General features: G+C 56.2%; 22 protein-coding genes and 1 other annotated feature. Of the genes, 16 read left to right on the top strand and 6 right to left on the bottom strand.

The features are described 5' to 3' along the window. Positions 1-211: 211 nt before the first annotated feature. The 6 genes from CWM52_RS02605 to deoD all read left to right on the top strand — a co-directional run bounded on the left by CWM52_RS02605 (position 212) and on the right by deoD (position 6,915). Positions 212-1,285: a patatin-like phospholipase family protein gene (locus tag CWM52_RS02605; protein ID WP_100682647.1), complete on the top strand. Its 1,074-nt coding sequence runs from the start codon at positions 212-214 to the stop codon at positions 1,283-1,285. After that, positions 1,282-2,061: a TatD family hydrolase gene (locus tag CWM52_RS02600; protein ID WP_100682646.1), complete on the top strand. Its 780-nt coding sequence runs from the start codon at positions 1,282-1,284 to the stop codon at positions 2,059-2,061. The genes CWM52_RS02605 and CWM52_RS02600 overlap by 4 nt, the downstream gene beginning before the upstream one ends. 494 nt (positions 2,062-2,555) lie before the next feature. Further along, complete coding sequence (gene deoC / locus CWM52_RS02595) at positions 2,556-3,335, top strand: deoxyribose-phosphate aldolase (RefSeq protein WP_100682645.1); 780 nt, start codon at positions 2,556-2,558, stop codon at positions 3,333-3,335. A gap of 156 nt (positions 3,336-3,491) precedes the next feature. Further along, complete coding sequence (gene deoA, locus CWM52_RS02590) at positions 3,492-4,814, top strand: thymidine phosphorylase (protein WP_100682644.1); 1,323 nt, start codon at positions 3,492-3,494, stop codon at positions 4,812-4,814. A 52-nt stretch (positions 4,815-4,866) separates the two neighbouring features. Further along, complete coding sequence (gene deoB, locus CWM52_RS02585; protein WP_100682643.1) at positions 4,867-6,090, top strand: phosphopentomutase; 1,224 nt, start codon at positions 4,867-4,869, stop codon at positions 6,088-6,090. A 105-nt stretch (positions 6,091-6,195) separates the two neighbouring features. Next, positions 6,196-6,915, top strand: coding sequence for a purine-nucleoside phosphorylase (gene deoD / locus CWM52_RS02580; protein ID WP_100682665.1), 720 nt, complete (start codon positions 6,196-6,198; stop codon positions 6,913-6,915). A 360-nt stretch (positions 6,916-7,275) separates the two neighbouring features. Here the strand turns inward: deoD and lplA are convergent, their stop codons facing one another. Next, a complete protein-coding gene (gene lplA, locus CWM52_RS02575; RefSeq protein WP_100682642.1) occupies positions 7,276-8,292 on the bottom strand; it encodes a lipoate--protein ligase LplA in 1,017 nt (338 codons plus the stop codon). An 11-nt stretch (positions 8,293-8,303) separates the two neighbouring features. Further along, positions 8,304-8,945: a YtjB family periplasmic protein gene (locus tag CWM52_RS02570; protein WP_100682641.1), complete on the bottom strand. Its 642-nt coding sequence runs from the start codon at positions 8,943-8,945 to the stop codon at positions 8,304-8,306. Positions 8,946-9,048: 103 nt separating this feature from the next. Here CWM52_RS02570 and serB point away from each other — a divergent pair, with 103 nt between their 5' ends. The 3 genes from serB to nadR all read left to right on the top strand — a co-directional run bounded on the left by serB (position 9,049) and on the right by nadR (position 12,786). Further along, positions 9,049-10,020, top strand: coding sequence for a phosphoserine phosphatase (serB, locus tag CWM52_RS02560; protein ID WP_100682640.1), 972 nt, complete (start codon positions 9,049-9,051; stop codon positions 10,018-10,020). Positions 10,021-10,030: 10 nt separating this feature from the next. Further along, positions 10,031-11,413, top strand: a complete 1,383-nt coding sequence (radA, locus tag CWM52_RS02555; RefSeq protein ID WP_100682639.1) for a DNA repair protein RadA — start codon at positions 10,031-10,033, stop codon at positions 11,411-11,413. A 140-nt stretch (positions 11,414-11,553) separates the two neighbouring features. Continuing rightward, positions 11,554-12,786 (top strand): multifunctional transcriptional regulator/nicotinamide-nucleotide adenylyltransferase/ribosylnicotinamide kinase NadR, encoded by a 1,233-nt coding sequence (gene nadR / locus CWM52_RS02550; protein ID WP_100682638.1) that lies wholly within the window; start codon positions 11,554-11,556, stop codon positions 12,784-12,786. A gap of 102 nt (positions 12,787-12,888) precedes the next feature. On the opposite strand, the gene ettA is transcribed toward nadR, so the two are convergent. Then, complete coding sequence (gene ettA / locus CWM52_RS02545; RefSeq protein ID WP_100682637.1) at positions 12,889-14,556, bottom strand: energy-dependent translational throttle protein EttA; 1,668 nt, start codon at positions 14,554-14,556, stop codon at positions 12,889-12,891. 233 nt (positions 14,557-14,789) lie between these two features. Between ettA and sltY the strand changes: the two genes are divergently transcribed. Further along, positions 14,790-16,727: a murein transglycosylase gene (gene sltY / locus CWM52_RS02540; RefSeq protein WP_100682636.1), complete on the top strand. Its 1,938-nt coding sequence runs from the start codon at positions 14,790-14,792 to the stop codon at positions 16,725-16,727. A gap of 153 nt (positions 16,728-16,880) precedes the next feature. Beyond that, positions 16,881-17,207: a trp operon repressor gene (trpR, locus tag CWM52_RS02535; protein WP_015585187.1), complete on the top strand. Its 327-nt coding sequence runs from the start codon at positions 16,881-16,883 to the stop codon at positions 17,205-17,207. Here trpR and yjjX read toward each other — a convergent pair. Continuing rightward, on the bottom strand, positions 17,194-17,709 hold the full coding sequence (gene yjjX, locus CWM52_RS02530) for an inosine/xanthosine triphosphatase (RefSeq protein WP_100682635.1): 516 nt from the start codon (positions 17,707-17,709) through the stop codon (positions 17,194-17,196). The two genes, trpR and yjjX, sit on opposite strands and share 14 nt — an antisense overlap. 113 nt (positions 17,710-17,822) lie before the next feature. On the opposite strand from yjjX, the gene gpmB reads away from it, so the two are divergent. Continuing rightward, positions 17,823-18,470: a 2,3-diphosphoglycerate-dependent phosphoglycerate mutase GpmB gene (gene gpmB / locus CWM52_RS02525; protein ID WP_100682634.1), complete on the top strand. Its 648-nt coding sequence runs from the start codon at positions 17,823-17,825 to the stop codon at positions 18,468-18,470. On the opposite strand, the gene robA is transcribed toward gpmB, so the two are convergent. Continuing rightward, complete coding sequence (gene robA / locus CWM52_RS02520; protein ID WP_100682633.1) at positions 18,467-19,336, bottom strand: MDR efflux pump AcrAB transcriptional activator RobA; 870 nt, start codon at positions 19,334-19,336, stop codon at positions 18,467-18,469. The genes gpmB and robA overlap by 4 nt on opposite strands. Before the next feature lie 211 nt (positions 19,337-19,547). Here robA and creA point away from each other — a divergent pair, with 211 nt between their 5' ends. Next, entirely contained in the window at positions 19,548-20,021 is a 474-nt protein-coding gene (gene creA / locus CWM52_RS02515; RefSeq protein ID WP_004857687.1) for a protein CreA, read from the top strand. Between the two features lie 86 nt (positions 20,022-20,107). On the opposite strand, the gene arcA is transcribed toward creA, so the two are convergent. Further along, complete coding sequence (gene arcA, locus CWM52_RS02510) at positions 20,108-20,824, bottom strand: two-component system response regulator ArcA (RefSeq protein ID WP_100682632.1); 717 nt, start codon at positions 20,822-20,824, stop codon at positions 20,108-20,110. A gap of 95 nt (positions 20,825-20,919) precedes the next feature. Here arcA and yjjY point away from each other — a divergent pair, with 95 nt between their 5' ends. The 3 genes from yjjY (at position 20,920) to thrL (ending at position 22,423) form a co-directional block, all read left to right on the top strand. Further along, positions 20,920-21,060 carry a protein YjjY gene (yjjY, locus tag CWM52_RS02505; RefSeq protein ID WP_049268126.1) on the top strand — a complete coding sequence of 47 codons (141 nt, stop codon included), beginning with the start codon at positions 20,920-20,922 and terminating at the stop codon, positions 21,058-21,060. 395 nt (positions 21,061-21,455) lie between these two features. Next, positions 21,456-22,142: a tRNA/rRNA methyltransferase gene (locus tag CWM52_RS02495; protein WP_100682631.1), complete on the top strand. Its 687-nt coding sequence runs from the start codon at positions 21,456-21,458 to the stop codon at positions 22,140-22,142. Between the two features lie 212 nt (positions 22,143-22,354). Next, positions 22,355-22,423 carry a thr operon leader peptide gene (gene thrL / locus CWM52_RS02490; RefSeq protein WP_071824685.1) on the top strand — a complete coding sequence of 23 codons (69 nt, stop codon included), beginning with the start codon at positions 22,355-22,357 and terminating at the stop codon, positions 22,421-22,423. After that, positions 22,362-22,479 (top strand) — a sequence feature (Thr leader region). It overlaps the preceding gene by 62 nt. The last annotated feature ends 25 nt before the right edge of the window (positions 22,480-22,504 follow it).

Raw genomic sequence — 22,504 nt, 5'->3', positions numbered from 1 at the left:
TCACTGACATAGCGTTTTACATAAAGCCAGTCCTCAGGACTGGCTTTCGTGGTTTCTGGGGGGTAATAATTGCAGGACGGCGCGGCGCTGGACGTCAGGATTCCTGAACGCGTGCGGGCGGCGGGCATCGTCCGACGGGCCGGGTGCGCCGGGGGGAGACCCCAGCGGATCTTTTTGGGCTGGTACAATAAAAACATAACAGGAAAGCAGGGTGGGACATCGAATTCCCGTAACGCTTGGCAATATTGCACCGTTGTCTGTCAAACCATTTATTCCGGGCAAGCTTGGACTGGTGTGTGAGGGCGGCGGTCAGCGAGGTATTTTTACCGCCGGAGTACTCGATGAGTTCATGCGCGCGGGATTCAACCCCTTTGACATTATGTTGGGGACATCCGCCGGAGCGCAGAACCTGTCGGCCTACATGTGCAACCAGCAGGGCTATGCCCGCAAGGTCATCACCCGTTACACCACGGCCCGGGAATTTTTCGATCCTATGCGTTTTGTCCGCGGCGGCAATCTTATCGATCTTGACTGGCTGGTGGAGACCGCGGCGCAAAAAATGCCGCTGGCGATGAGCTATGCGGAAGAGCAGTTCGCCCAGGGGAAAGAGCTGTGGATGTGCGCATGCCGGGGCGATGATTATACGCCAGACTATTTTGCTCCCACCCAGGCCACGTGGCTCGATCTGATCCGCGCCTCCAGCGCGATCCCCGGTTTTTATCGCAGCGGCGTCATGCTGGACGGCATCAGCTATCTGGATGGCGGCGTCAGCGATGCGATTCCCGTGCAGGAGGCGGCCCGACGCGGGGCGCAAACCATCGTGGTTATCCGCACGGTGCCTTCGCAGATGTTCTATACCCCCCAGTGGTTTAAGCGAATGGAGCGTTGGCTGGGGGAAAGCAGTCTGCAGCCGTTTGTGAACCTGGTCCAGCACCATGAGGCCACCTATCGCACGACCCAACAGTTTATTGAGAAGCCGCCGGGTAAGCTGCGAATCCTGGAAATCTATCCGCAGAAACCGCTGAAAAGCATGGCGCTGGGAAGTCGTTTACCGGCGCTGCTGGAGGACTACAAGACCGGGCGGCAGTGCGGGCGTTATTTCCTCGCGACGGTCGGCAAGCTGCTGGCCGACCGTCCGCCGCTGGTGCGTCATTTGCCGCGTGTCGCGCAGCCCGCCTCGGTCGTGGTGCCGGCGGCTTCCGTCGCCAACGATTCTCACCCGGCGACCTTTGTGACCGCCCCGCAGGCCAATGACGCCCACTTTGATAACGAGGATCTGGCATGACGTGGCCGTTTATCGATACGCATTGTCATTTTGATTTTCCGCCCTTCGCTGACCATGCGGCCGACAGTCTTGCCCGGGCGGCGCAAGCCGGCGTCACGCAGATAATTGTTCCGGCCATTGAAGCGGAAAATTTCCCCCGCGTATTAGCGCTGGCGGAGCAGCATGCGGCGCTTTATGCCGCCGTTGGACTGCATCCCATTGTGATTGAACGGCATGATGAGCGCAGCCTTGAGCTGCTGGAAGCGTGTCTGCGCCAACGCCACCGAAAGCTGGTCGCCGTGGGGGAGACGGGGCTCGATCTGTATCGTGACGATCCGCAGTTTGAGCGCCAGCAGGTCATGCTGGAGGCACAGCTGCGGCTGGCGAAGCGTTACGATCTGCCGGTGATTCTGCACTCCCGACGCACTCACGATACGCTGGCGATGCTGTTGAAAAAACATGCGCTGCCGAGAACCGGCGTGGTGCATGGTTTTGCGGGAAGCCTGCAGCAGGCGGAACGCTTTGTGCAATCAGGATATAAAATTGGCGTCGGCGGGACCATAACCTACCCGCGAGCCAGCAAAACGCGTGATGTGATGGCGCGTCTGCCGCTATCGGCGCTGCTGCTGGAAACGGATGCGCCGGATATGCCGCTCAATGGTTTTCAGGGGCAACCAAATCGGCCAGAACAGGTGGCCCGTGTCTTTGCCTCGTTATGTGAACTGCGGCAGGAACCTGCGGATGTTATTGCGAATGCGTTGATACACAATACGAAAGCGTTGTTCTATACCCTGTGACACGGCTGGCGTAGCGCACTCTCAGCGATGTCGCTCGGGCGTCAGCCGCGACTAAGACGTTGCGGCATCATCGTGGGCTGACTGCCTTATGACCTGGATATCCTCTCTTCTGAACCCCTTCTTGTTCTGATGTTATAATTCCATCATTTTTAACTTTCATTTAATTTGTTATTTTTCAATTTGTTATGTTTGAAATTTTATTTTTAGCACAAAATGCACCCGCTTGCATCGAGAGGTTTTGTGTTTTTATGTTATTATTCTAACACTCTCTCGCATCTGAGGATTCTGATTATGCTTAAAGTAAACCCGGCGTTCTGAAGCGTAATACTGCACCTTGAAAGGTGATAAGGATCACATTGCAGCTATGCAAATTCCATGTGAGTTTTCATTAACTGTGATGAATGTCGAAGTGTAACGGCGAGGTGATGTTACAATAGTAACAGACTCGCAAGGTGAAAAACTATTGAACCGGCAATAAGCCGTCGGAGTGAGAAATGACTGATTTATCTACAAGCAGCCTGCGCGCGTTGAAACTGATGGACCTGACTACGCTGAACGACGATGACACCAATGAAAAGGTGATCGCTCTGTGCCATCAGGCAAAAACGCCGGTAGGCAATACCGCGGCCATCTGCATCTATCCGCGTTTTATCCCGATCGCTCGTAAGACGCTGAACGCGCAAGGCACCCCGGATATCCGTATCGCCACGGTGACCAACTTCCCGCATGGTAACGATGATATCGCTATCGCGCTGGCGGAAACCCGTGCGGCCATCGCTTACGGCGCGGATGACGTTGACGTGGTATTCCCGTACCGCGCGCTGATCGCAGGTAACGAGCAGGTCGGATTCGATCTGGTGAAAGCCTGTAAAGAGGCTTGCGCGGCGGCTAACGTGCTGTTGAAAGTGATAATCGAAACCGGTGAGCTGAAAGAAGAAGCGTTAATTCGTAAAGCTTCTGAAATTTCTATTAAAGCCGGGGCGGATTTTATCAAAACCTCGACCGGTAAAGTCCCGGTAAACGCGACGCCGGAAAGCGCACGCATCATGCTGGAAGTGATCCGCGATATGGGCGTGCAGAAAACCGTTGGCTTTAAGCCTGCGGGCGGCGTTCGCAGCGCTGAAGATGCACAGCAGTTCCTTGCCATTGCCGACGAAATGTTCGGCGCCGACTGGGCGGATTCTCGCCACTATCGTTTTGGCGCCTCCAGCCTGCTGGCAAGTCTGCTGAAAGCGCTGGGTCACGGCGACGGTAAGAGCGCCAGCAGCTACTAAGGCGTAACGGCGACAAAACCGTAGCCCGGATGAGGCGCAGCTGCGCCGATTCCGGGAAATCCCCGGCGTCGCGACGCCCGGCCGGGCTACAGGATCTTAGCGCGGGCGCAGGTTGCGCCGCCCGCCGAATTTGACCTTATTCCTCAGGAGGTTACCTTGTTTCTCGCCCAGGAAATTATTCGTAAAAAACGTGATGGCCATGCGCTGAGCGATGACGAAATTCGCTTTTTCATCAACGGGATCCGTGATAACACCGTTTCTGAAGGGCAGATCGCGGCGCTGGCGATGACCATCTTTTTCCACGATATGTCTATGCCAGAACGCGTCTCGCTAACTATGGCAATGCGGGATTCAGGAACCGTTCTGGACTGGAAAAGCCTCAATCTGAACGGCCCGATTGTCGATAAACACTCTACCGGCGGCGTGGGCGATGTGACTTCGCTGATGCTTGGCCCGATGGTTGCCGCCTGCGGCGGCTATGTGCCGATGATCTCCGGGCGCGGTCTCGGTCATACCGGCGGCACCCTCGACAAACTGGAAGCCATTCCGGGTTTCGATATTTTCCCGGATGACGCCCGTTTCCGCGACATTATTAAAGAGGTTGGCGTCGCCATCATTGGGCAGACCAGTTCGCTGGCCCCTGCCGATAAACGTTTCTATGCCACCCGCGATATTACCGCGACGGTGGATTCCATCCCGCTCATCACCGCCTCGATTCTGGCGAAAAAACTGGCCGAAGGCCTGGATGCGCTGGTGATGGATGTCAAAGTAGGCAGCGGCGCCTTTATGCCGACCTACGAACTCTCCGCAGCGCTTGCCGAAGCGATCGTTGGCGTTTCCAACGGCGCCGGCGTGCGGACTACCGCGCTGCTGACCGATATGAACCAGGTGCTGGCATCCAGCGCCGGTAATGCCGTCGAAGTCCGTGAAGCGGTCCGCTTCCTGACCGGCGAATACCGTAATCCGCGTCTGTTTGATGTGACCATGGCGCTGTGCGCCGAAATGCTGATTTCCGGCAAGCTGGCCGAGGATGACGCCGACGCGCGGGCGAAACTGCAGGCGGTGCTGGACAACGGCAAAGCGGCGGAACTCTTTGGCCGGATGGTCGCCGCGCAAAAAGGGCCGACCGATTTCGTCGAGAACTACGATAACTATCTGCCCACGGCCATGCTGAGCAAAGCGGTCTTCGCTGATGGCGAAGGGTTTGTCGCGGAAATGGACACTCGTGCGCTGGGGATGGCGGTGGTGTCGATGGGCGGCGGTCGTCGCCAGGCATCCGACCCGATTGACTACAGCGTCGGCTTTACCGACATGGTGCGCCTGGGCGACAGCGTTGACGGGCAGCGTCCGCTCGCGGTTATCCACGCCAAAGACGAAACCAGCTGGCAGGAAGCGGCGAAAGCCGTCAAAGCGGCAATTAAACTGAACGATAAGGCGCCGAAAGAAACCCCGACGGTCTATCGCCGAATCACCGAATAACGGTATACTGATCTGATCGCTTTTTTGCAGCGCAAAAGGTACGGAGAATAATATGAAACGTGCATTTATTATGGTGCTGGACTCTTTCGGCATCGGTGCGACTGAAGATGCCGCTCGCTTTGGCGACGTCGGCTCAGACACGATGGGCCACATTGCTGAAGCCTGCGCTAAGGGCGAGGCTGACCACGGCCGCAAAGGCCCGCTGAATTTGCCTAACCTGACCCGTCTGGGTCTGGTGAAAGCACATGAAGGCTCTACCGGTAAAATTGCCGCCGGTATGGACGGTAATGCGGAAGTCGTTGGCGCCTATGCCTGGGCGCATGAGCTCTCTTCCGGTAAAGATACGCCGTCCGGCCACTGGGAAATCGCCGGGGTGCCGGTTCTGTTCGAATGGGGCTACTTCAGTGACCATCAGAACAGCTTCCCGCAGGAGCTGCTGCATAAACTGGTTAAACGCGCGAATCTGCCGGGCTATCTCGGCAACTGCCACTCCTCCGGGACGGTGATTCTGGATGAGCTTGGCGAAGAACATATGAAAACCGGCAAGCCGATTTTCTATACCTCCGCTGACTCCGTGTTCCAGATTGCCTGCCACGAAGAGACTTTTGGTCTGGATAAACTCTATGAGCTGTGCGAAATCGCCCGTGAGGAACTGACTGAAGGTGGCTACAACATTGGCCGCGTTATCGCGCGTCCGTTCGTGGGTGATAAACCGGGCCACTTCCAGCGTACCGGCAACCGTCACGATCTGGCCGTTGAACCGCCAGCGCCGACCGTATTGCAAAAGCTGGTTGACGAAAAAGACGGCCACGTGGTTTCCGTCGGGAAAATCGCCGACATCTATGCCAACTGCGGGATCACGAAAAAAGTGAAAGCGACCGGCCTGGATGCGCTGTTTGACGCGACCATCAAAGAGATGAAAGAAGCGGGTGATAAGACCATCGTTTTCACTAACTTCGTGGACTTCGACTCTTCCTGGGGCCACCGTCGCGATATCGCCGGTTATGCGGCGGGTCTGGAACTGTTTGACCGTCGTCTACCGGAGCTGATGGCGCTGGTGGGTGAAGATGACATTCTGATCCTGACCGCTGACCACGGCTGTGACCCGAGCTGGCAGGGCACTGACCACACGCGTGAGCACATCCCGGTCCTGGTCTACGGCCCGAAAGTTAAACCGGGCTCGCTGGGCCACCGTGAAACCTTCGCCGATATCGGCCAGACGCTGGCGAAATATTTTGGTACGTCCGACATGGAATATGGCAAGGCCATGTTCTGATGTCATTGCCGGGTGGCGGCTGCGCCTTACCCGGCCTACAAAACCGTAGGCGCGGATCGCTGCGCGCCACCGGGCAAAAAAAATTCAAATGAAAAGGAACTGAAGATGGCAACTCCTCATATTAATGCAGAAATGGGTGATTTCGCTGACGTCGTGTTGATGCCGGGCGACCCGCTGCGTGCGAAGCACATCGCGGAAACTTTCCTTGAAGACGTGCGCGAAGTGAATAACGTGCGCGGTATGCTGGGCTTTACCGGCACCTATAAAGGCCGCCAGATCTCCGTCATGGGTCACGGCATGGGTATCCCGTCCTGCTCCATCTACACCAAAGAGCTGATCACCGATTTCGGCGTGAAGAAGATTATCCGCGTGGGTTCCTGCGGTGCGGTACGTGCGGATGTGAAACTGCGTGATGTGGTGATTGGCATGGGCGCGTGCACCGACTCCAAAGTCAACCGTCTGCGTTTTAAAGATCATGATTTTGCTGCGATCGCTGACTTCGACATGGTGCGTAACGCGGTGGATGCCGCGAAAGCGCTGGGCGTTGATGCCCGCGTCGGTAACATTTTCTCCGCAGACCTGTTCTATACGCCGGATCCGTCCATGTTCGACGTGATGGAAAAATACGGCATCCTGGGCGTGGAAATGGAAGCAGCCGGTATCTACGGCGTAGCGGCGGAGTTCGGGGCGAAAGCGCTGACTATCTGCACCGTTTCCGATCATATTCGTACGCATGAGCAGACGACTGCGGCTGAGCGTCAGACGACGTTCAACGATATGATCAAAATCGCGCTGGAATCCGTTCTGCTGGGCGATAAAGCGTAAACGTTGCATTGCCCGGTGGCGCTGCGCTTACCGGGCCTACTAAACTGAGCGGGACAATAAAACCGTGCGGAATCTGTACACATTCACGCGCTGAGCGGGTGCAGAATTTGTAGGCTGGGCAGGGCGTAGCCGCCATTCACGCGCTGAGCGGGTGCAGAATTTGTAGGCCGGACAGGGCGTAGCCGCCTTCACGCGCTGAGCGGGTGCAGAATTTGTAGGCCGGACAGGGCGTAGCCGCCATTCACGCGCTGAGCGGGTGCAGAATTTGTAGGCCGGACAGGGTGTAGCCGCCATTCGCGTGCTGAGCGGGTGCAGAATTTGTAGGCCGGATAAGGCGTAGCCGCCATCCGGCTTTTTTCATCAGCGCACCGCGCCGGCAATCCACGCCGACAGCTCCCGCAGCTCTCTCTCCTGCTCCGGGAAATCGACTAATAATCCTTCACAGATCTGCTGCAGCATGTCAGCCCGATACGGGCAGCCCTGCAATCGCGTAGCCAGCGCCTCCAGCGGTGCCGGATTCAGGCTATCGGTAAAGACCTGCGTACGGGTGATATGCCCTTTCTCAACGTCGAAGTGCAGCTCCACGCCGCCCCAGACAAAGCGCTGATCCAGCAGGTGGGAGAAGGCCGGCGCCTGACCAAAATTCCATGCCCAGCTGCTCTGGCGGGCGAAGGTTTCGGCAAAGTTCGGCAGATCCGGCGTCTTATCGGGTGAAATCACTTCCGCGGCGACGCGCTCGCCGTAGTAGGCGAAAAAGGCTTCTTCAATCGCTGAGCAGACCTGCTGGTGCGTAATACCCGGCAGCAGCTCAACCAGGTTGGCCACACGGCCGCGTACCGAGGTGATGCCTTTCGCCTGCAGCTTCTTTTTATCCGGATTGAGATAGTTTGCCAGACGACTTAAATCGGCATTCAATAGCAGCGTGCCGTGGTGAAAACCGCGGTCAAGGGTTTCGCGATAGGCCGAACCGGAGATTTTACGATCGCCTTCGGCAGTGTTAACGACCAGGTCATTGCGCCCGGATGCTTCCGCGGTGACGCCCAGTGCCGCCAGCGCAGCCAGCACAATCCGCGTGGAGACGGTCTTATCGTACTCGGGTTTCCCCGCCATGAAGGTAAAACAGGTGTTCCCGAGGTCGTGAAATACCGCGCCGCCGCCGCTGCTGCGGCGGGCCAGGCGGACGTTATCCTCTTCCATCCGGCGGGTGTTGCACTCTTTCCACGGGTTTTGCGCCCGGCCAATGACCACCGTGTCGGCATTGCGCCACAGAAACAGCACGCGCTGGGTGGCGGGCATCTGGCGGAAAATACACTCTTCAACCGCGAGGTTGAACCACGGGTCCGTGGAGTCTGAGAGCAGCAGGCGTAGCGTCGACATCAGCGATTTCCTTATTCTGATTCATCTTTATCTTCGTCCTGCACCGGCTTATTGGCGGTGAGCAGGAAGGGCGATTGCTGCCAGCGGGTGCGCTTGCCCTGCAGCAGCGTGCGGGTCAGCACCACGCCGATAGCCAGCGACAGCAGCAGCATCAGACGTAAAATATTGGTGGTATTATCCACCTGTTGCGCCTCGGTGGCTAATGTATGAGTATCCAGCGTCAGGCGCAGGTAGCCAAGCGGCCCGTTTTTACCCTGAATCGGCTCCACGATTTGCTGATTGAAGTAGCCGCCCGCTTTTTTACCGTCCAGCGCCAGCCTGTCGCGCACATTGACCCCTTCGCCCGAGCGGGCGACCAGATCGCCCTGGTCGTCATAGACTCCGGCATCGAGGACCCGGCTCTGGTGGGTGAGCCGCTCCAGCAGCTCACCGATCCGTTTTTCATCGGGCGTCTCGCTGCGCATCATTGGCGCCAGATTCAGCGTAACCTGCTGCGCAAGGGTGCGAGCCAGTTCTTCTAACTGTGGATTACGTTGCTTTTGGCTGTTCTGGCTGAACCACGACGCTCCCTGCATCAGGGCAACGAGAAGCGCGAGGCAGATAAGAACAATGACGGCGCGATGCAGTCGGAATTTCAGTTTTGCGCGTACCATATTCCACCTTTAATATTTACAGCTTAATGTTGCCAGAAGCGCTGGTTACAAGGTAGCCTCATGCGTTATTTTCCTGGCCTGAATAAAGAAATGTGGAGCCGTAATGCCAAACAGTTTGACCTGGTGCGATCTGCCCGAAGATGTTTCCCTGTGGCCTGGATTACCGCTTTCGTTGAGCGGTGATGAGGTCATGCCGCTGGATTATCATGCCGGACGCAGCGGCTGGCTGCTCTACGGGCGCGACCTTGATAAACGCCGGCTGACGGACTGGCAGCGTGAGCTGGGGGCGGCGCTGGTTATCGTTGCCGCCTGGGTTGTCGAAGATTATCAGGTTATTCGTCTGGCGGGTTCTCTGACGCTGCGGGCAACCCGACTGGCGCACGAAGCGGGGCTGGATGTCGCTCCGCTGGGGAAAATTCCGCATCTGCGCACGCCCGGGCTGCTGGTGATGGATATGGACTCGACGGCGATTCAAATCGAGTGCATTGACGAAATCGCCAAACTGGCCGGCACCGGCGAAATGGTGTCGGAAGTGACTGAACGCGCGATGCGTGGCGAGCTGGATTTCACCGCCAGCCTGCGTCAGCGGGTGGCGACGTTGAAAGATGCCGATGCCAGTATTCTGCTGCAGGTGCGTGAATCGCTGCCGCTGATGCCGGGGCTGGCGCAACTGGTGCTGAAGCTGGAGACGCTGGGCTGGAAAGTCGCGATTGCCTCCGGCGGGTTTACCTTCTTCGCCGAATACCTGCGCGACAAGCTGCATCTTGACGCCGTGGTCGCCAATGAGCTGGAGATTATGGACGGCAAGCTGACCGGGAACGTCATCGGCGATATTGTCGATGCCAAATATAAAGCCGCCACGCTGAGAAAACTGGCGGAAAAATATGCAATCCCGCCGGCGCAGACCGTGGCGATCGGCGATGGCGCCAACGATCTACCGATGATCAAAGCGGCGGGACTGGGGATCGCGTATCATGCTAAGCCAAAAGTGAATGAGCAGGCGGAAGTCACCATCCGTCACGCTGACCTGATGGGGGTCTTCTGTATTCTCTCCGGCAGCATGAATCAAAAGTAAGAGGTAACACGTGGCGAAAGCTCCAAAACGCGCATTTGTCTGTAATGAATGTGGTGCAGATTACCCGCGCTGGCAGGGGCAGTGCAGCGCCTGTCATGCCTGGAATACCATCACCGAGGTGCGTATTGCCGCTTCGCCGCAGGTGGCGAGAAACGAGCGTCTGACGGGCTACGCCGGGAATGCCGGCGCGTCGAAGGTGCAAAAACTGTCGGAGATCAGCCTTGAGGCGCTACCGCGTTTCTCCACCGGTTTTAAAGAGTTTGACCGCGTGCTCGGCGGTGGCGTGGTGCCGGGCAGCGCCATTCTGATTGGCGGTAATCCGGGGGCGGGTAAGTCGACGCTGCTGCTGCAGACCCTGTGCCGACTGTCGGAAAACATGAAAACGCTGTACGTTACCGGGGAAGAGTCGTTGCAGCAGGTGGCGATGCGCGCGCACCGCCTGGGGCTGCCGACCGCTAACCTCAATATGCTCTCCGAAACCAGCATTGAGCAAATTTGCCAGATAGCCGATGACGAAAAACCGCAGTTGATGGTTATCGACTCGATCCAGGTGATGCATATGGCCGATGTGCAGTCGTCGCCGGGCAGCGTCGCTCAGGTACGCGAAACGGCGGCTTATCTGACGCGCTTTGCCAAAACGCGCGACGTGGCGATCATTATGGTCGGCCATGTGACCAAAGATGGCTCTCTGGCCGGACCGAAGGTGTTGGAGCACTGTATCGACTGTTCGGTCCTGCTGGATGGCGACGCCGATTCTCGCTTTCGGACCCTGCGCAGCCATAAAAACCGCTTTGGCGCGGTGAATGAGCTGGGGGTATTCGCGATGACCGAGCAGGGGCTGCGTGAAATCAGCAACCCTTCGGCGATTTTTCTTAGCCGCGGCGATGAAGTGACTTCCGGCAGCTCGGTGATGGTGGTCTGGGAAGGCACCCGTCCTCTGCTGGTGGAGATTCAGGCGCTGGTCGATCATTCCATGATGTCTAACCCGCGTCGCGTTGCGGTCGGGCTGGAGCAGAACCGTCTGGCGATTCTGCTGGCGGTGCTGCATCGTCACGGCGGCCTGCAGATGGCCGATCAGGATGTCTTTGTTAACGTCGTGGGCGGGGTGAAGGTGGCGGAAACCAGCGCCGACCTGGCGCTGCTGCTGGCGATGGTTTCCAGCCTGCGCGATCGTCCGCTGCCGCACGATCTGGTGGTATTTGGCGAAGTGGGGCTGTCCGGCGAAATCCGCCCGGTGCCCAGCGGCCAGGAGCGTATCTCCGAGGCGGCGAAACATGGCTTTCGTCGCGCCATCGTCCCGGCGGCCAACGTGCCGAAAAAAGCACCGGAAGGGATGCAAATCTTTGGTGTGAAAAAGCTTTCCGACGCGCTAAGCGTGTTTGACGACTTATAATTAAATACCCGCCGCCTGTCCGGCGGCAGAGGGCTGGCGGCGCGGGTCTATATGAACGGCTGAATTGTCCCTGTTTATCGCCGTCTGCCGCCTGCAACCAACAGGGTATTTCTTCAGTTTTGCTAAAGCAGGAGGCTCTCGTGTCATCTTTCGACTATCTCAAAACCGCGATTAAGCAAAAGGGCTGTACGCTGCAACAGGTCGCGGAAGCCAGCGGAATGACCAAAGGCTATTTGAGCCAGCTGCTGAATGCCAAAATCAAAAGCCCAAGCGCGCAGAAGCTGGAAGCCCTGCACCGTTTTCTTGGCCTGGAATTCCCGCGTCGGCAAAAGAGCGTCGGCGTGGTATTTGGTAAGTTTTATCCGCTGCATACCGGGCATATCTATTTGATTCAGCGCGCCTGTAGCCAGGTGGACGAGCTGCATATCATTATGGGCTATGACGATCCCCGGGATCGCCAGCTGTTTGAAGACAGCGCGATGTCGCAGCAGCCGACGGTGCCAGATCGCCTGCGCTGGCTGCTACAAACCTTCAAATATCAGAAAAACATCCGCATTCATGCGTTTAATGAAGAGGGGATGGAACCTTATCCCCACGGCTGGGACGTGTGGAGCCGCGGGATCCGCGCATTTATGAGCGATAAAGGGATTCAGCCGAACTGGATCTACACCTCGGAAGAGGCCGATGCACAGCAATATCTGCAGCATCTGGGGATCGAAACCGTGCTTATCGATCCGAAACGGACCTTTATGAGCATCAGCGGCGGGCAGATTCGTGAAAACCCGTTCCGCTACTGGGAGTACATCCCGACGGAAGTGAAACCGTTTTTCGTACGTACGGTGGCCATTCTGGGCGGCGAATCGAGCGGGAAATCGACGCTGGTCAATAAGCTCGCGAACATCTTTAACACCACCAGCGCCTGGGAGTATGGTCGTGATTACGTCTTCTCGCACCTCGGCGGCGATGAGATGGCGCTGCAGTATTCCGATTATGACAAAATTGCGCTCGGCCACGCGCAGTATATTGATTTCGCGGTTAAATATGCCAATAAGGTGGCGTTTATCGACACCGATTTCGTCAGCACCCAGGCATTTTGCCTGAAGTATGAAGGGCGCGAACATCCCTTTGTTCAGGCGCTGATCGACGAGTACCGTTTTGATCTGGTGATTCTGCTGGAGAACAATACCCCGTGGGTCGCCGATGGCTTACGGAGTCTCGGGAGCTCGGTGGATCGCAAGGAGTTCCAGACGCTGCTGGTGTCGCTGCTCAAAGCCAATGAGATTGATTTTGTGCATGTGAAAGAGTCGGATTACGACATGCGCTTCCTGCGCTGCGTTGAGCTGGTTAAACAGCTGATGGGTGAACCCGGCTAAGCACATTCAGGGGCGTTCTGGCGCGCTGAGCATAAAAAACGGATGGCCTGGGCCATCCGTTTTTCGTCATCCCGAAACCACCTCCTGGGAGGTGGCGATGGATTACTTCGCAATACGCTTGTACTTGATACGCTTTGGCTCCAGCGCATCGGCGCCGAGGGTGCGTTTCTTGTACTCTTCGTACTCGGTGAAGTTACCTTCGAAGAATTCGACTTTACCTTCATCCTGGTAATCCAGAATATGAGTCGCGATACGGTCGAGGAACCAACGGTCGTGCGAGATAACCATCGCGCAGCCCGGGAACTCCAGCAGGGCGTTTTCTAACGCGCGCAGGGTTTCGATATCCAGGTCGTTGGTTGGTTCATCGAGCAGCAGCACGTTACCGCCAACCTGCAGCAGCTTCGCGAGGTGCAGACGACCGCGTTCACCGCCGGAGAGTTCGCCCACGCGTTTACCCTGGTCGACGCCTTTAAAGTTAAAGCGACCGACGTAGGCGCGGCTAGGCATTTCGGTGTTGCCGATCTTCATGATATCCAGCCCGCCGGAGACTTCTTCCCAGACGGTTTTGCTGTTATCCATCGCGTCGCGGAACTGATCGACGGAAGCCAGCTTCACGGTTTCACCCAGGGTGATGGAACCGGCATCAGCCTGTTCCTGACCGGACATCATGCGGAACAGGGTCGATTTACCGGCACCGTTAGGGCCGATAATCCCGACGATGGCCCCTTTCGGTACCGAGAAGGTCAGATCGTCAATCAGCACGCGGTCGCCGTAAGACTTACGCAGGTTGCTGACTTCAACAACTTTATCTCCCAGACGGGCTCCAGGCGGAATAAACAGTTCGTTGGTTTCGTTACGCTTCTGGTATTCGACGTTGTTAAGCTCTTCAAAGCGCGCCAGACGGGCTTTGCCCTTCGACTGACGGCCTTTCGCGCCCTGACGTACCCACTCCAGCTCTTTCTCAATGGATTTACGGCGCGCCGCTTCCTGAGAGGCTTCCTGCGCCAGACGCTGATCTTTCTGCTCCAGCCAGGAGGAGTAGTTGCCTTCCCACGGAATCCCTTCGCCGCGGTCCAGTTCGAGGATCCAGCCGGCCACGTTATCAAGGAAGTAACGGTCGTGGGTAATCGCCACCACGGTCCCTTCGAAGTCATGCAGGAAGCGCTCCAGCCAGGCCACGGATTCAGCATCCAGGTGGTTGGTCGGTTCGTCGAGCAGCAGCATATCTGGTTTTTCCAGCAGCAGGCGGCACAGCGCCACGCGGCGGCGTTCCCCCCCGGACAGGTTGGCGATTTTCGCCTCCCAATCTGGCAGACGCAGGGCATCGGCCGCACGTTCCAGCTGCACGTTCAGGTTATGGCCGTCGTGAGCCTGAATGATCTCTTCGAACTTGCCCTGCTGCGCCGCGAGTTTATCGAAGTCGGCATCTGGCTCAGCGTATTTGGCATACACCTCATCCAGGCCTTTCAGCGCGTTAACCACTTCGGCTACCGCTTCTTCTACCGACTCACGTACGGTCTGCTCCGGGTTCAGCTGCGGCTCCTGCGGCAGATAGCCAATTTTCAGGCCAGGCTGCGGGCGGGCTTCACCTTCGATGTCGGTATCGATGCCGGCCATAATACGTAACAGGGTAGATTTACCGGCGCCGTTCAGACCGAGAACGCCGATCTTCGCGCCAGGGAAGAAGCTCAGGGAGATATTTTTCAAAATATGACGTTTCGGCGGAACCACTTTGCCGACACGATGCATGGTATAAACGAATTGAGCCACGGTGGACTTCGCCTCTTTTATTTTGATGAATAGTTTTCAAAGGCGAAGTGTAGCCTTTTTCACGCGTTAAGCCCAGCGAGGCGATGGGATTCACAGAAGAGTAAAAAAATGTCCAGGACGTGGCACGTTTGGCGTTGTCTGGTTAGCATATCTATAGCGACACTGGGACATTTAAAAAGTGGCATGATGCTGCTCAGATGTAGTGAGATGTACTTTTAACAGAGGAAGAGCTTGTGGAAAAAGCCAAAACGATGGCATGGCGTCTTCTGGCGGCCAGCGTGAGTTTGCTGACGCTCAGCCAGCTGGCGCATGCGGATTCACTGGATGAACAGCGCAGTCGCTACGCTCAAATTAAGCAGGCATGGGATAGCCGGCAGATGTCCGTTGTCGAACAGCTCATGCCTACGCTGACCACCTATCCGCTGTACCCCTATCTGCAGTACCGGCAGATCACTGACGATCTGATGAACCAGCCGGCGCTGGTGGTGAAAAACTTCATTGAAGCGAATCCGACGCTGCCGCCGGCGCGTACCCTGAAATCGCGCTTTGTTAACGAGCTGGCGCGCCGTACCGACTGGAGCGGACTGCTGGCGTTCAGCCCGGAAAAACCCGCCACCACCGAAGCGCAATGTAATTACTACTATGCGAAGCTGAGCGTGGGCCAGGCGCAGGAGGCCTGGGACGGCGCGAAAACGCTGTGGCTGACCGGCAAGAGCCAGCCAAATGCCTGTGACGCGCTGTTTAGCGCCTGGCGCGATTCCGGCAAGCAGGATCCGCTGGCCTGGCTTGAGCGTATTCGCCTGGCCATGAAGGCGGGCAACACCGCGCTGGTCAGCGTGCTGGCCCAGCAGATGCCGCCTGAATATCAGACGATTTCGTCAGCGGTTGTGGCGCTGGCTAACGATCCGAACACCGTCATGACTTTTGCCCGCACCACCGGTGCGACGGATTTTACCCGCCAGATGGCGGCGGTGGCCTTCGCCAGCGTGGCGCGCCAGGATGTCGAAAACGCCCGGCTGATGATTCCGTCGCTGGTGCAGGCGCAGAAGCTCAATGAAGACCAAACCCAGGAGCTGCGGGATATTGTTGCCTGGCGCCTGATGGGCAACGATGTGACCGAAGAGCAGGCTATCTGGCGCGATGACGCGATTATGCGTTCGCAATCCACCGCGTTAGTGGAGCGCCGGGTGCGGATGGCGCTGGGAGCGGGGGATCGACACGGGCTGAATACCTGGCTGGCCCGTCTGCCGATGGAAGCGAAAGAGAAAGATGAGTGGCGCTACTGGCAGGCGGATCTGCTGCTGGAGCGCGGGCGCGATGACGAAGCGAAAGCGATTCTCCGTTCGTTGATGCAGCAGCGTGGTTTCTACCCGATGATTGCCGCCCAGCGTCTGGGAGAGGATTTCACCTTCCGGATCGATAAGGCGCCAGCGAATCTCGATCCTGCGCTGACCTCCGGGCCGGAAATGGCCCGGGTACGCGAGCTGATGTACTGGAATATGGACAATACCGCTCGCAGCGAATGGGCAAATCTGGTGACCAGCCGGACGAAAGATCAGCAGGCGCAGCTGGCGCGCTATGCATTCAACCAGCACTGGTGGGATCTCAGCGTTCAGGCGACCATCGCCGGGAAGCTGTGGGACCAGCTGGAGGAACGTTTCCCGCTGGCCTACAACGATCTCTTCGCGCGCTATATCAGCGGTAAAGCTATCCCGCAGAGCTATGCGATGGCGATTGCTCGCCAGGAGAGCGCATGGAACCCGAAAGTTCGCTCTCCGGTTGGCGCCAGCGGCCTGATGCAAATCATGCCGGGGACGGCGACCCATACGGTGAGTATGTTCAGTATCCCAGGCTACAGCAGTCCGTCGCAGCTGCTGGATCCCGAGACCAATATCAATATCGGCACCAGCTATCTGCAGTATGTTTATCAGCAGTTTGGCAATAACCGCATCTATGCTTCCGCGGCCTACAATGCCGGCCCTGGGCGGGTTCGAACCTGGCAGGGCAATAGCGCAGGGCGAATTGATGCGGTGGCGTTTATCGAGAGTATTCCGTTCTCGGAAACGCGGGGTTACGTGAAGAACGTGCTCTCCTACGATGCCTATTACCGTTACTTTATGGGGCAGAAAACAGCACTGCTCAGCGATGCGGAGTGGCAGCAGCGGTACTAATCTCCGGCGGATTACGCGTGACAAAACGGGCCAGCCACTGCGCTGTTGCGCGAAATCCATAGAGTATTGCCTGGAGTATGTTATGCTTTGTACTCGTTAATGAGTACATCAGACAGGCGGCCCTGGTCGCCTGTCGCAACATGGCGGCGTAACATGACCCAACAATCCCCTTATTCAGCGGCTGTAGCCGAACAGCGTCATCAGGAATGGCTTCGCTTTGTGGCGTTACTCCAGCAGGCGTACGCCGACGATCTGCATCTGCCATTGCTGCAATTAATGCTGACGCCCGACGAGCGCGAGGCGCTGGGCACGCGCGTGCGGATCATTGAAGAGTTGCTGCGTGGCGAGATGAGCCAGCGCGAGCTGAAAAGCGAACTCGGCGCCGGGATCGCCACCATTACCCGTGGCTCTAACAGTCTGAAATCCGCGCCGCCCGAGCTGCGACAGTGGCTGGAGCAGGCGTTGCTTAACGGTAAATAAGGTTATGGAACGGGCTTAATGCCAGTACCACCGCCTGGTGGTAGACGCTGCTGCGCGTGAGCTTCCCGGCGGTAAAGACGCCGATAGCCCCTTCTTTACGACCAATTTCATCAATGCCGGTATGCTGCGACATCACCGGCCCTAATGCTTCGCCGGCACGTACTTTGTCCAGAATCACCGCCGGTAGCGGCAGCGTCGCCGAGCGCGCTTCGCCGCGCTGATGACGATCCTCAATCACTATCCAGCTAAAGGTGCTGTCGTCGTCGATCCCGGCCTCAATGGCGACCCAGAAGTCGGCATGTGGCTGCACGGCGCGCGCATTGGCGACCCTGTTTCGTGCGCCAGCGCGCGTTTCCTCGTTACCAAACGGCTGTTCCGGCACGCCACTCTCGACGGCGACGGACTCAATGTGGCAGGATCCTTCGCCGAAGATCTCGTTAAAAGCCTGTAGAATTGCCTGAATTTTGGCGGGATTAGTGGTAGCTGAGACAACATGGTGCATAATCAAACAACTCAGAATAAATTTACGTCATCGCAGTATACTCCAAATCGTTTTCGTTGCCGCGCGCGACGCCGGCTGCCGAAATTGTGAAGAGCACAGAACGGAAAAATAGCATGTTACAGGTACACCTTGTTCGCCATGGCGAAACGCAGTGGAACGCCGAGCGGCGCATTCAGGGCCAGTCAGACAGCCCGTTAACGCCTCACGGTGAGCGCCAGGCCTGGCAGGTCGGCGAACGCGCCAGAACGCTGGGCATTACGCATATCATTGCCAGCGATTTGGGGCGTACGCGCCGGACGGCAGAGATTATCGCGGAAGCCTGCGCCTGCGATGTCATCCTTGATTCACGGCTGCGTGAGCTGGATATGGGGATTCTTGAGAAACGCCATATCGACTCGCTGAGCGAGGAAGAAGAAGAGTGGCGTCGTCGGTTGGTTGATGGCACCCCGGATGGCCGTATCCCGCAGGGAGAGTCGATGCTGGAGCTGAGCGAGCGTATGCACGCGGCGCTGGCGTCCTGCCTGGAACTGCCTGCCGGAAGCCGGCCGCTGCTGGTGAGTCACGGTATTGCGCTGGGCTGTCTGGTCAGTACGATTCTGGGGCTGCCGGCACATGCGGAACGCCGCCTGCGTCTGCGTAACTGCTCGATTTCGCGCGTTGATTATCAGCAGAGTCTGTGGCTGGCATCGGGCTGGGTGGTGGAAACCGCGGGAGATGTGTCGCACCTTGACGCCCCCGCGCTGGATGAACTGCAGCGTTAACGACGAATCGGGATCAGGTATTCGCAACGCAGCTGAATCGGCGTGTCTTGATCCCGGCTATTATCCTCAGGGAAGAAGCGTTCGATATCCAGGCCTTTGCGACGGGTCAGGTTCAGCATTGGCATGCAGGTGCCATACACCGTCAGGATAAATTCCTGCAGCCCGCTTGCTAAGCCTTCATAAGCGAACATCACGTACTCGCCGCCTTCCAGAGTGATCGGCTGGGAGTTGTGCAGGTGGCCGTTAGCCATCTCCGGCGTCAGCGCAGTGGTGTAGAAGACCTCTTGCTCGTCATCTTTCTCGAGGCTTGGACGCGGTTCGTGCAGACCGTACAGCGTGGGCGGAATCGACGGCGAATTGCCGAGGAAATCACGCCAGAACTGAACGCGCATCTGGTTACGGAAGTCGGAGATTTCCTCCAGCTTACAGGTGTAGCTTTGGGTGATGCCGATCAGTTGGGTATTGCTCAGGGTGACGAACTCATACTGCGGTATCGTGAATTCGCCGAGGCGCAGCGGGGGACGCATCCCGTAAGAGCTCCAGTCAGGAGAGCGGCGATACAGCGCCGGCGTTAACGAAAACTGCTTTTTAAACGCGCGGGTGAAGGTCTGCTGCGAGTCAAAACGATACTGGAGCGCGATGTCGAGAATCGGGCGGGCGGTCAGGCGCAGGGCGACCGCTGATTTTGATAAACGGCGAGCGCGAATATAGGCACCGATGGCTTGGCCGGTTACGTCTTTAAACATTCTTTGCAAATGCCACTTGGAATAACCCGCCTTGGCTGCCACATTATCTAGTGAGAGCGGTTGATCCAGGTGACCTTCCAGCCAGCTAAGGAGATCGCGAATAATCCCTGCTTGATCCATAAAATGTCCTCATCCTTAAACTCAGGTACCTGCTTACTAAGGTAGCGGATAATAGCATTTTTTGATGTTTTAGCATTCAGTGTTTTTTTTGCCTGTAAATGCGATTTGTCAGCAGGCGTTTTAGCTGTTTTGGTAACGCGGTGATCTATAAACCTTTTTCCGCTGAGTCTGGAATCATCACTTAGCTAAATTTTAATAAAATGGTAATAATATGAAATACAAGAGGTTAGTTGCGGGGCTGCTTTTACTGGCGGGATGTCAGGTTGCGCAGGCGGAACAAATTGGTTCCGTAGATACCGTATTCAAATTCTTTGGCCCGGATCATAAAATCGTCGTTGAGGCCTTCGACGATCCGGATGTTCAGAACGTGACGTGCTATATCAGCCGGGCGAAAACCGGTGGGATTAAGGGCGGTCTGGGCCTGGCGGAAGATACGTCAGATGCGGCGATTTCTTGCCAGCAGGTGGGGCCTATCGAACTGAACGATAAAATCAAAAACGGTAAGTCACAGGGCGACGTGGTTTTCCAGAAACGTACCTCGCTGGTGTTTAAAAAGCTGCAGGTGGTCCGTTTTTACGATAGCAAACGTAATGCGCTGATCTATCTGAGCTATTCGGATAAAGTCGTCGACGGTTCACCGAAGAATGCGCTCAGCGCTGTGCCAATCATGCCGTGGAATAAATAACGCGTCGCCTCGTGGCATCTGATTTGCACATAAAAAAACGGCGCATTAAGCGCCGTTTTTACGTTGCGGGAGCAGGAAAACGACTGTTATTCCTGCAGGTCGCCGCAGAAGCGATAACCTTCGCCGTGAATCGTGGCGATGATTTCCGGAGTATCCGGAGTCGACTCAAAATGCTTACGAATGCGACGGATGGTCACGTCAACGGTACGGTCGTGCGGCTTAAGCTCACGGCCGGTCATTTTCTTCAGCAGTTCAGCACGTGACTGGATCTTGCCCGGGTTCTCGCAGAAGTGCAGCATCGCGCGGAATTCACTGCGCGGCAGCTTGTACTGCTCACCGTTTGGGCTGACCAGCGAACGGCTATTGATATCCAGTTCCCAGCCGTTGAACTTGTAGCTTTCTACGCTGCGACGCTCTTCGCTTATGGTACCCAGATTCATGGTACGGGAGAGGAGGTTGCGTGCGCGAATGGTCAGTTCACGGGGGTTAAACGGTTTAGTGATATAGTCATCAGCGCCGATTTCGAGGCCCAGAATCTTATCAACTTCGTTATCGCGGCCGGTAAGGAACATCAGCGCGACGTCAGCCTGTTCGCGCAGTTCACGCGCTAACAGGAGACCATTTTTACCTGGCAGGTTGATATCCATGATCACCAGGTTGATATCATTTTCAGACAGGATCTGATGCATTTCCGCGCCATCAGTCGCTTCGAACACATCATAACCTTCTGCTTCGAAAATACTTTTTAACGTGTTGCGTGTTACCAACTCGTCTTCAACGATAAGAATGTGCGGGGTCTGCATGTTTGCTACCTAAATTGCCAACTAAATCGAAACAGGAAGTACCAAAGTCCCTGACCTGCCTGGTACATGTCGCAAATTAACATGTCCGGCGTAACATGACTAAAGTACGTAATTGCGTTCTTGATGCACTTTCCATCAACGTCAACAACATCATTAGCTTGGTCGTGGGTACTTTCCCTCTGGACCCGACGGTGTCAAAAACGGCTGTCATCCTAACCATTTTAACAGCAATATAACAGGCTAAGAGAGGCTGAACACCCCATAAAACTACGCTTCGTTGACATATATCAAATTCAATTGTAGCACGTTAACAGTCTTGTGAAATCATTGTATTGAAATGCTATTTATCGTCACAAATCTTACACCGCTCAAATGGTTGCGCTGGTAAATTGATAAACACGTTGAATCCAACGATCGTTCAGCGCGGTTTCGATAAATATCATTGGCAAACATATGGATAAATGCGTTCTGTTAACATACTCCGCCCCATGGTCCGTTGGAAACAGTTTAGGCTTTTTTATGGGGAATAATGCGTAATTTTAGTGATTTTTGTTGCAAGTTTGTAAATTTTCGCCGCGTAAAATGGGGATAGTTTCATTTTCGCCGCGTGAGAGAGTAGAAGAGAGCCACCATGCATGTATCGATTGTATTAGTCGCCCCGGCGAGGGCAGAAAACGTTGGCGCGGCGGCACGCGCGATGAAAACCATGGGTTTTCGCGATCTGCGTATCGTTGACAGCGATGCCCATCTTCAGCCTGCGGCGCGATGGGTTGCGCATGGTTCCGGAGATATTCTTGATAACATAAGCACTTATCCAACGCTGGAACAGGCGCTGCATGACGTCGACTTTACCGTCGCCACAACGGCCCGCAGCCGGGCGCGTTTCCATTACTACGCCACGCCGCAGCAACTGCTGCCGCTGATGGCGGAGAAAGCCGCGTGGATGAACCACACGGCGCTGGTCTTTGGGCGGGAAGATTCCGGGCTGACTAACGAAGAGCTGGCTCTTGCCGATGTGCTGACAGGTGTGCCGATGGTGGCCGACTATCCTTCGCTTAATTTAGGGCAGTCGGTGATGGTCTACTGCTATCAATTGAGCGCTTTGGTTCAGCAGACGCCGGCAGTTTCTGCCAGCGTCGATGAAAATCAGCTGCAGGCATTGCGTCTGCGGACGCTCGATTTATTGACCCGCCTGGGCGTGTCTGAAGACGTCAAACTGACCGACTGGCTCCAGCAGCGAATTGGGCTTTTAGAGCAGCGAGACACGGCAATGTTGCACCGGTTGCTGCACGATATTGAAAAAAACCTGCCAGATTAAAGTTCTGCTATAAGTTTTAAATATGGTTATATCTGCCAGTATCAAGCGCTGCATATCGCAAATTCAGGTGAATTGTCAGATCATTGTGGCGCATTGACCCGATGCGGCGAAGTGGGTGAAATGTAAAAATTCGTTGACTTAAACCGGCAGATACTTTAACCAATATAGGCACAGGACACAGACAGATAAAAATTACAGAGTACACAACATCCATGAAACGCATCAGCATGATGACAACCATTATCACCATCACCATTACCACAGGTAACGGTGCGGGCTGACGCGTACAGGAAACACAGAAAAAAGCCCGCACCTGAACAGTGCGGGCTTTTTTTTCGACAAAAAATCTAGGGGTAACAACC

Source organism: Raoultella sp. T31, assembly GCF_002806725.1.
In the GTDB taxonomy this organism is placed as follows: Bacteria; Pseudomonadota; Gammaproteobacteria; order Enterobacterales; family Enterobacteriaceae; genus Klebsiella; species Klebsiella electrica.
This window is presented reverse-complemented; position numbering and strand designations above follow the sequence as displayed.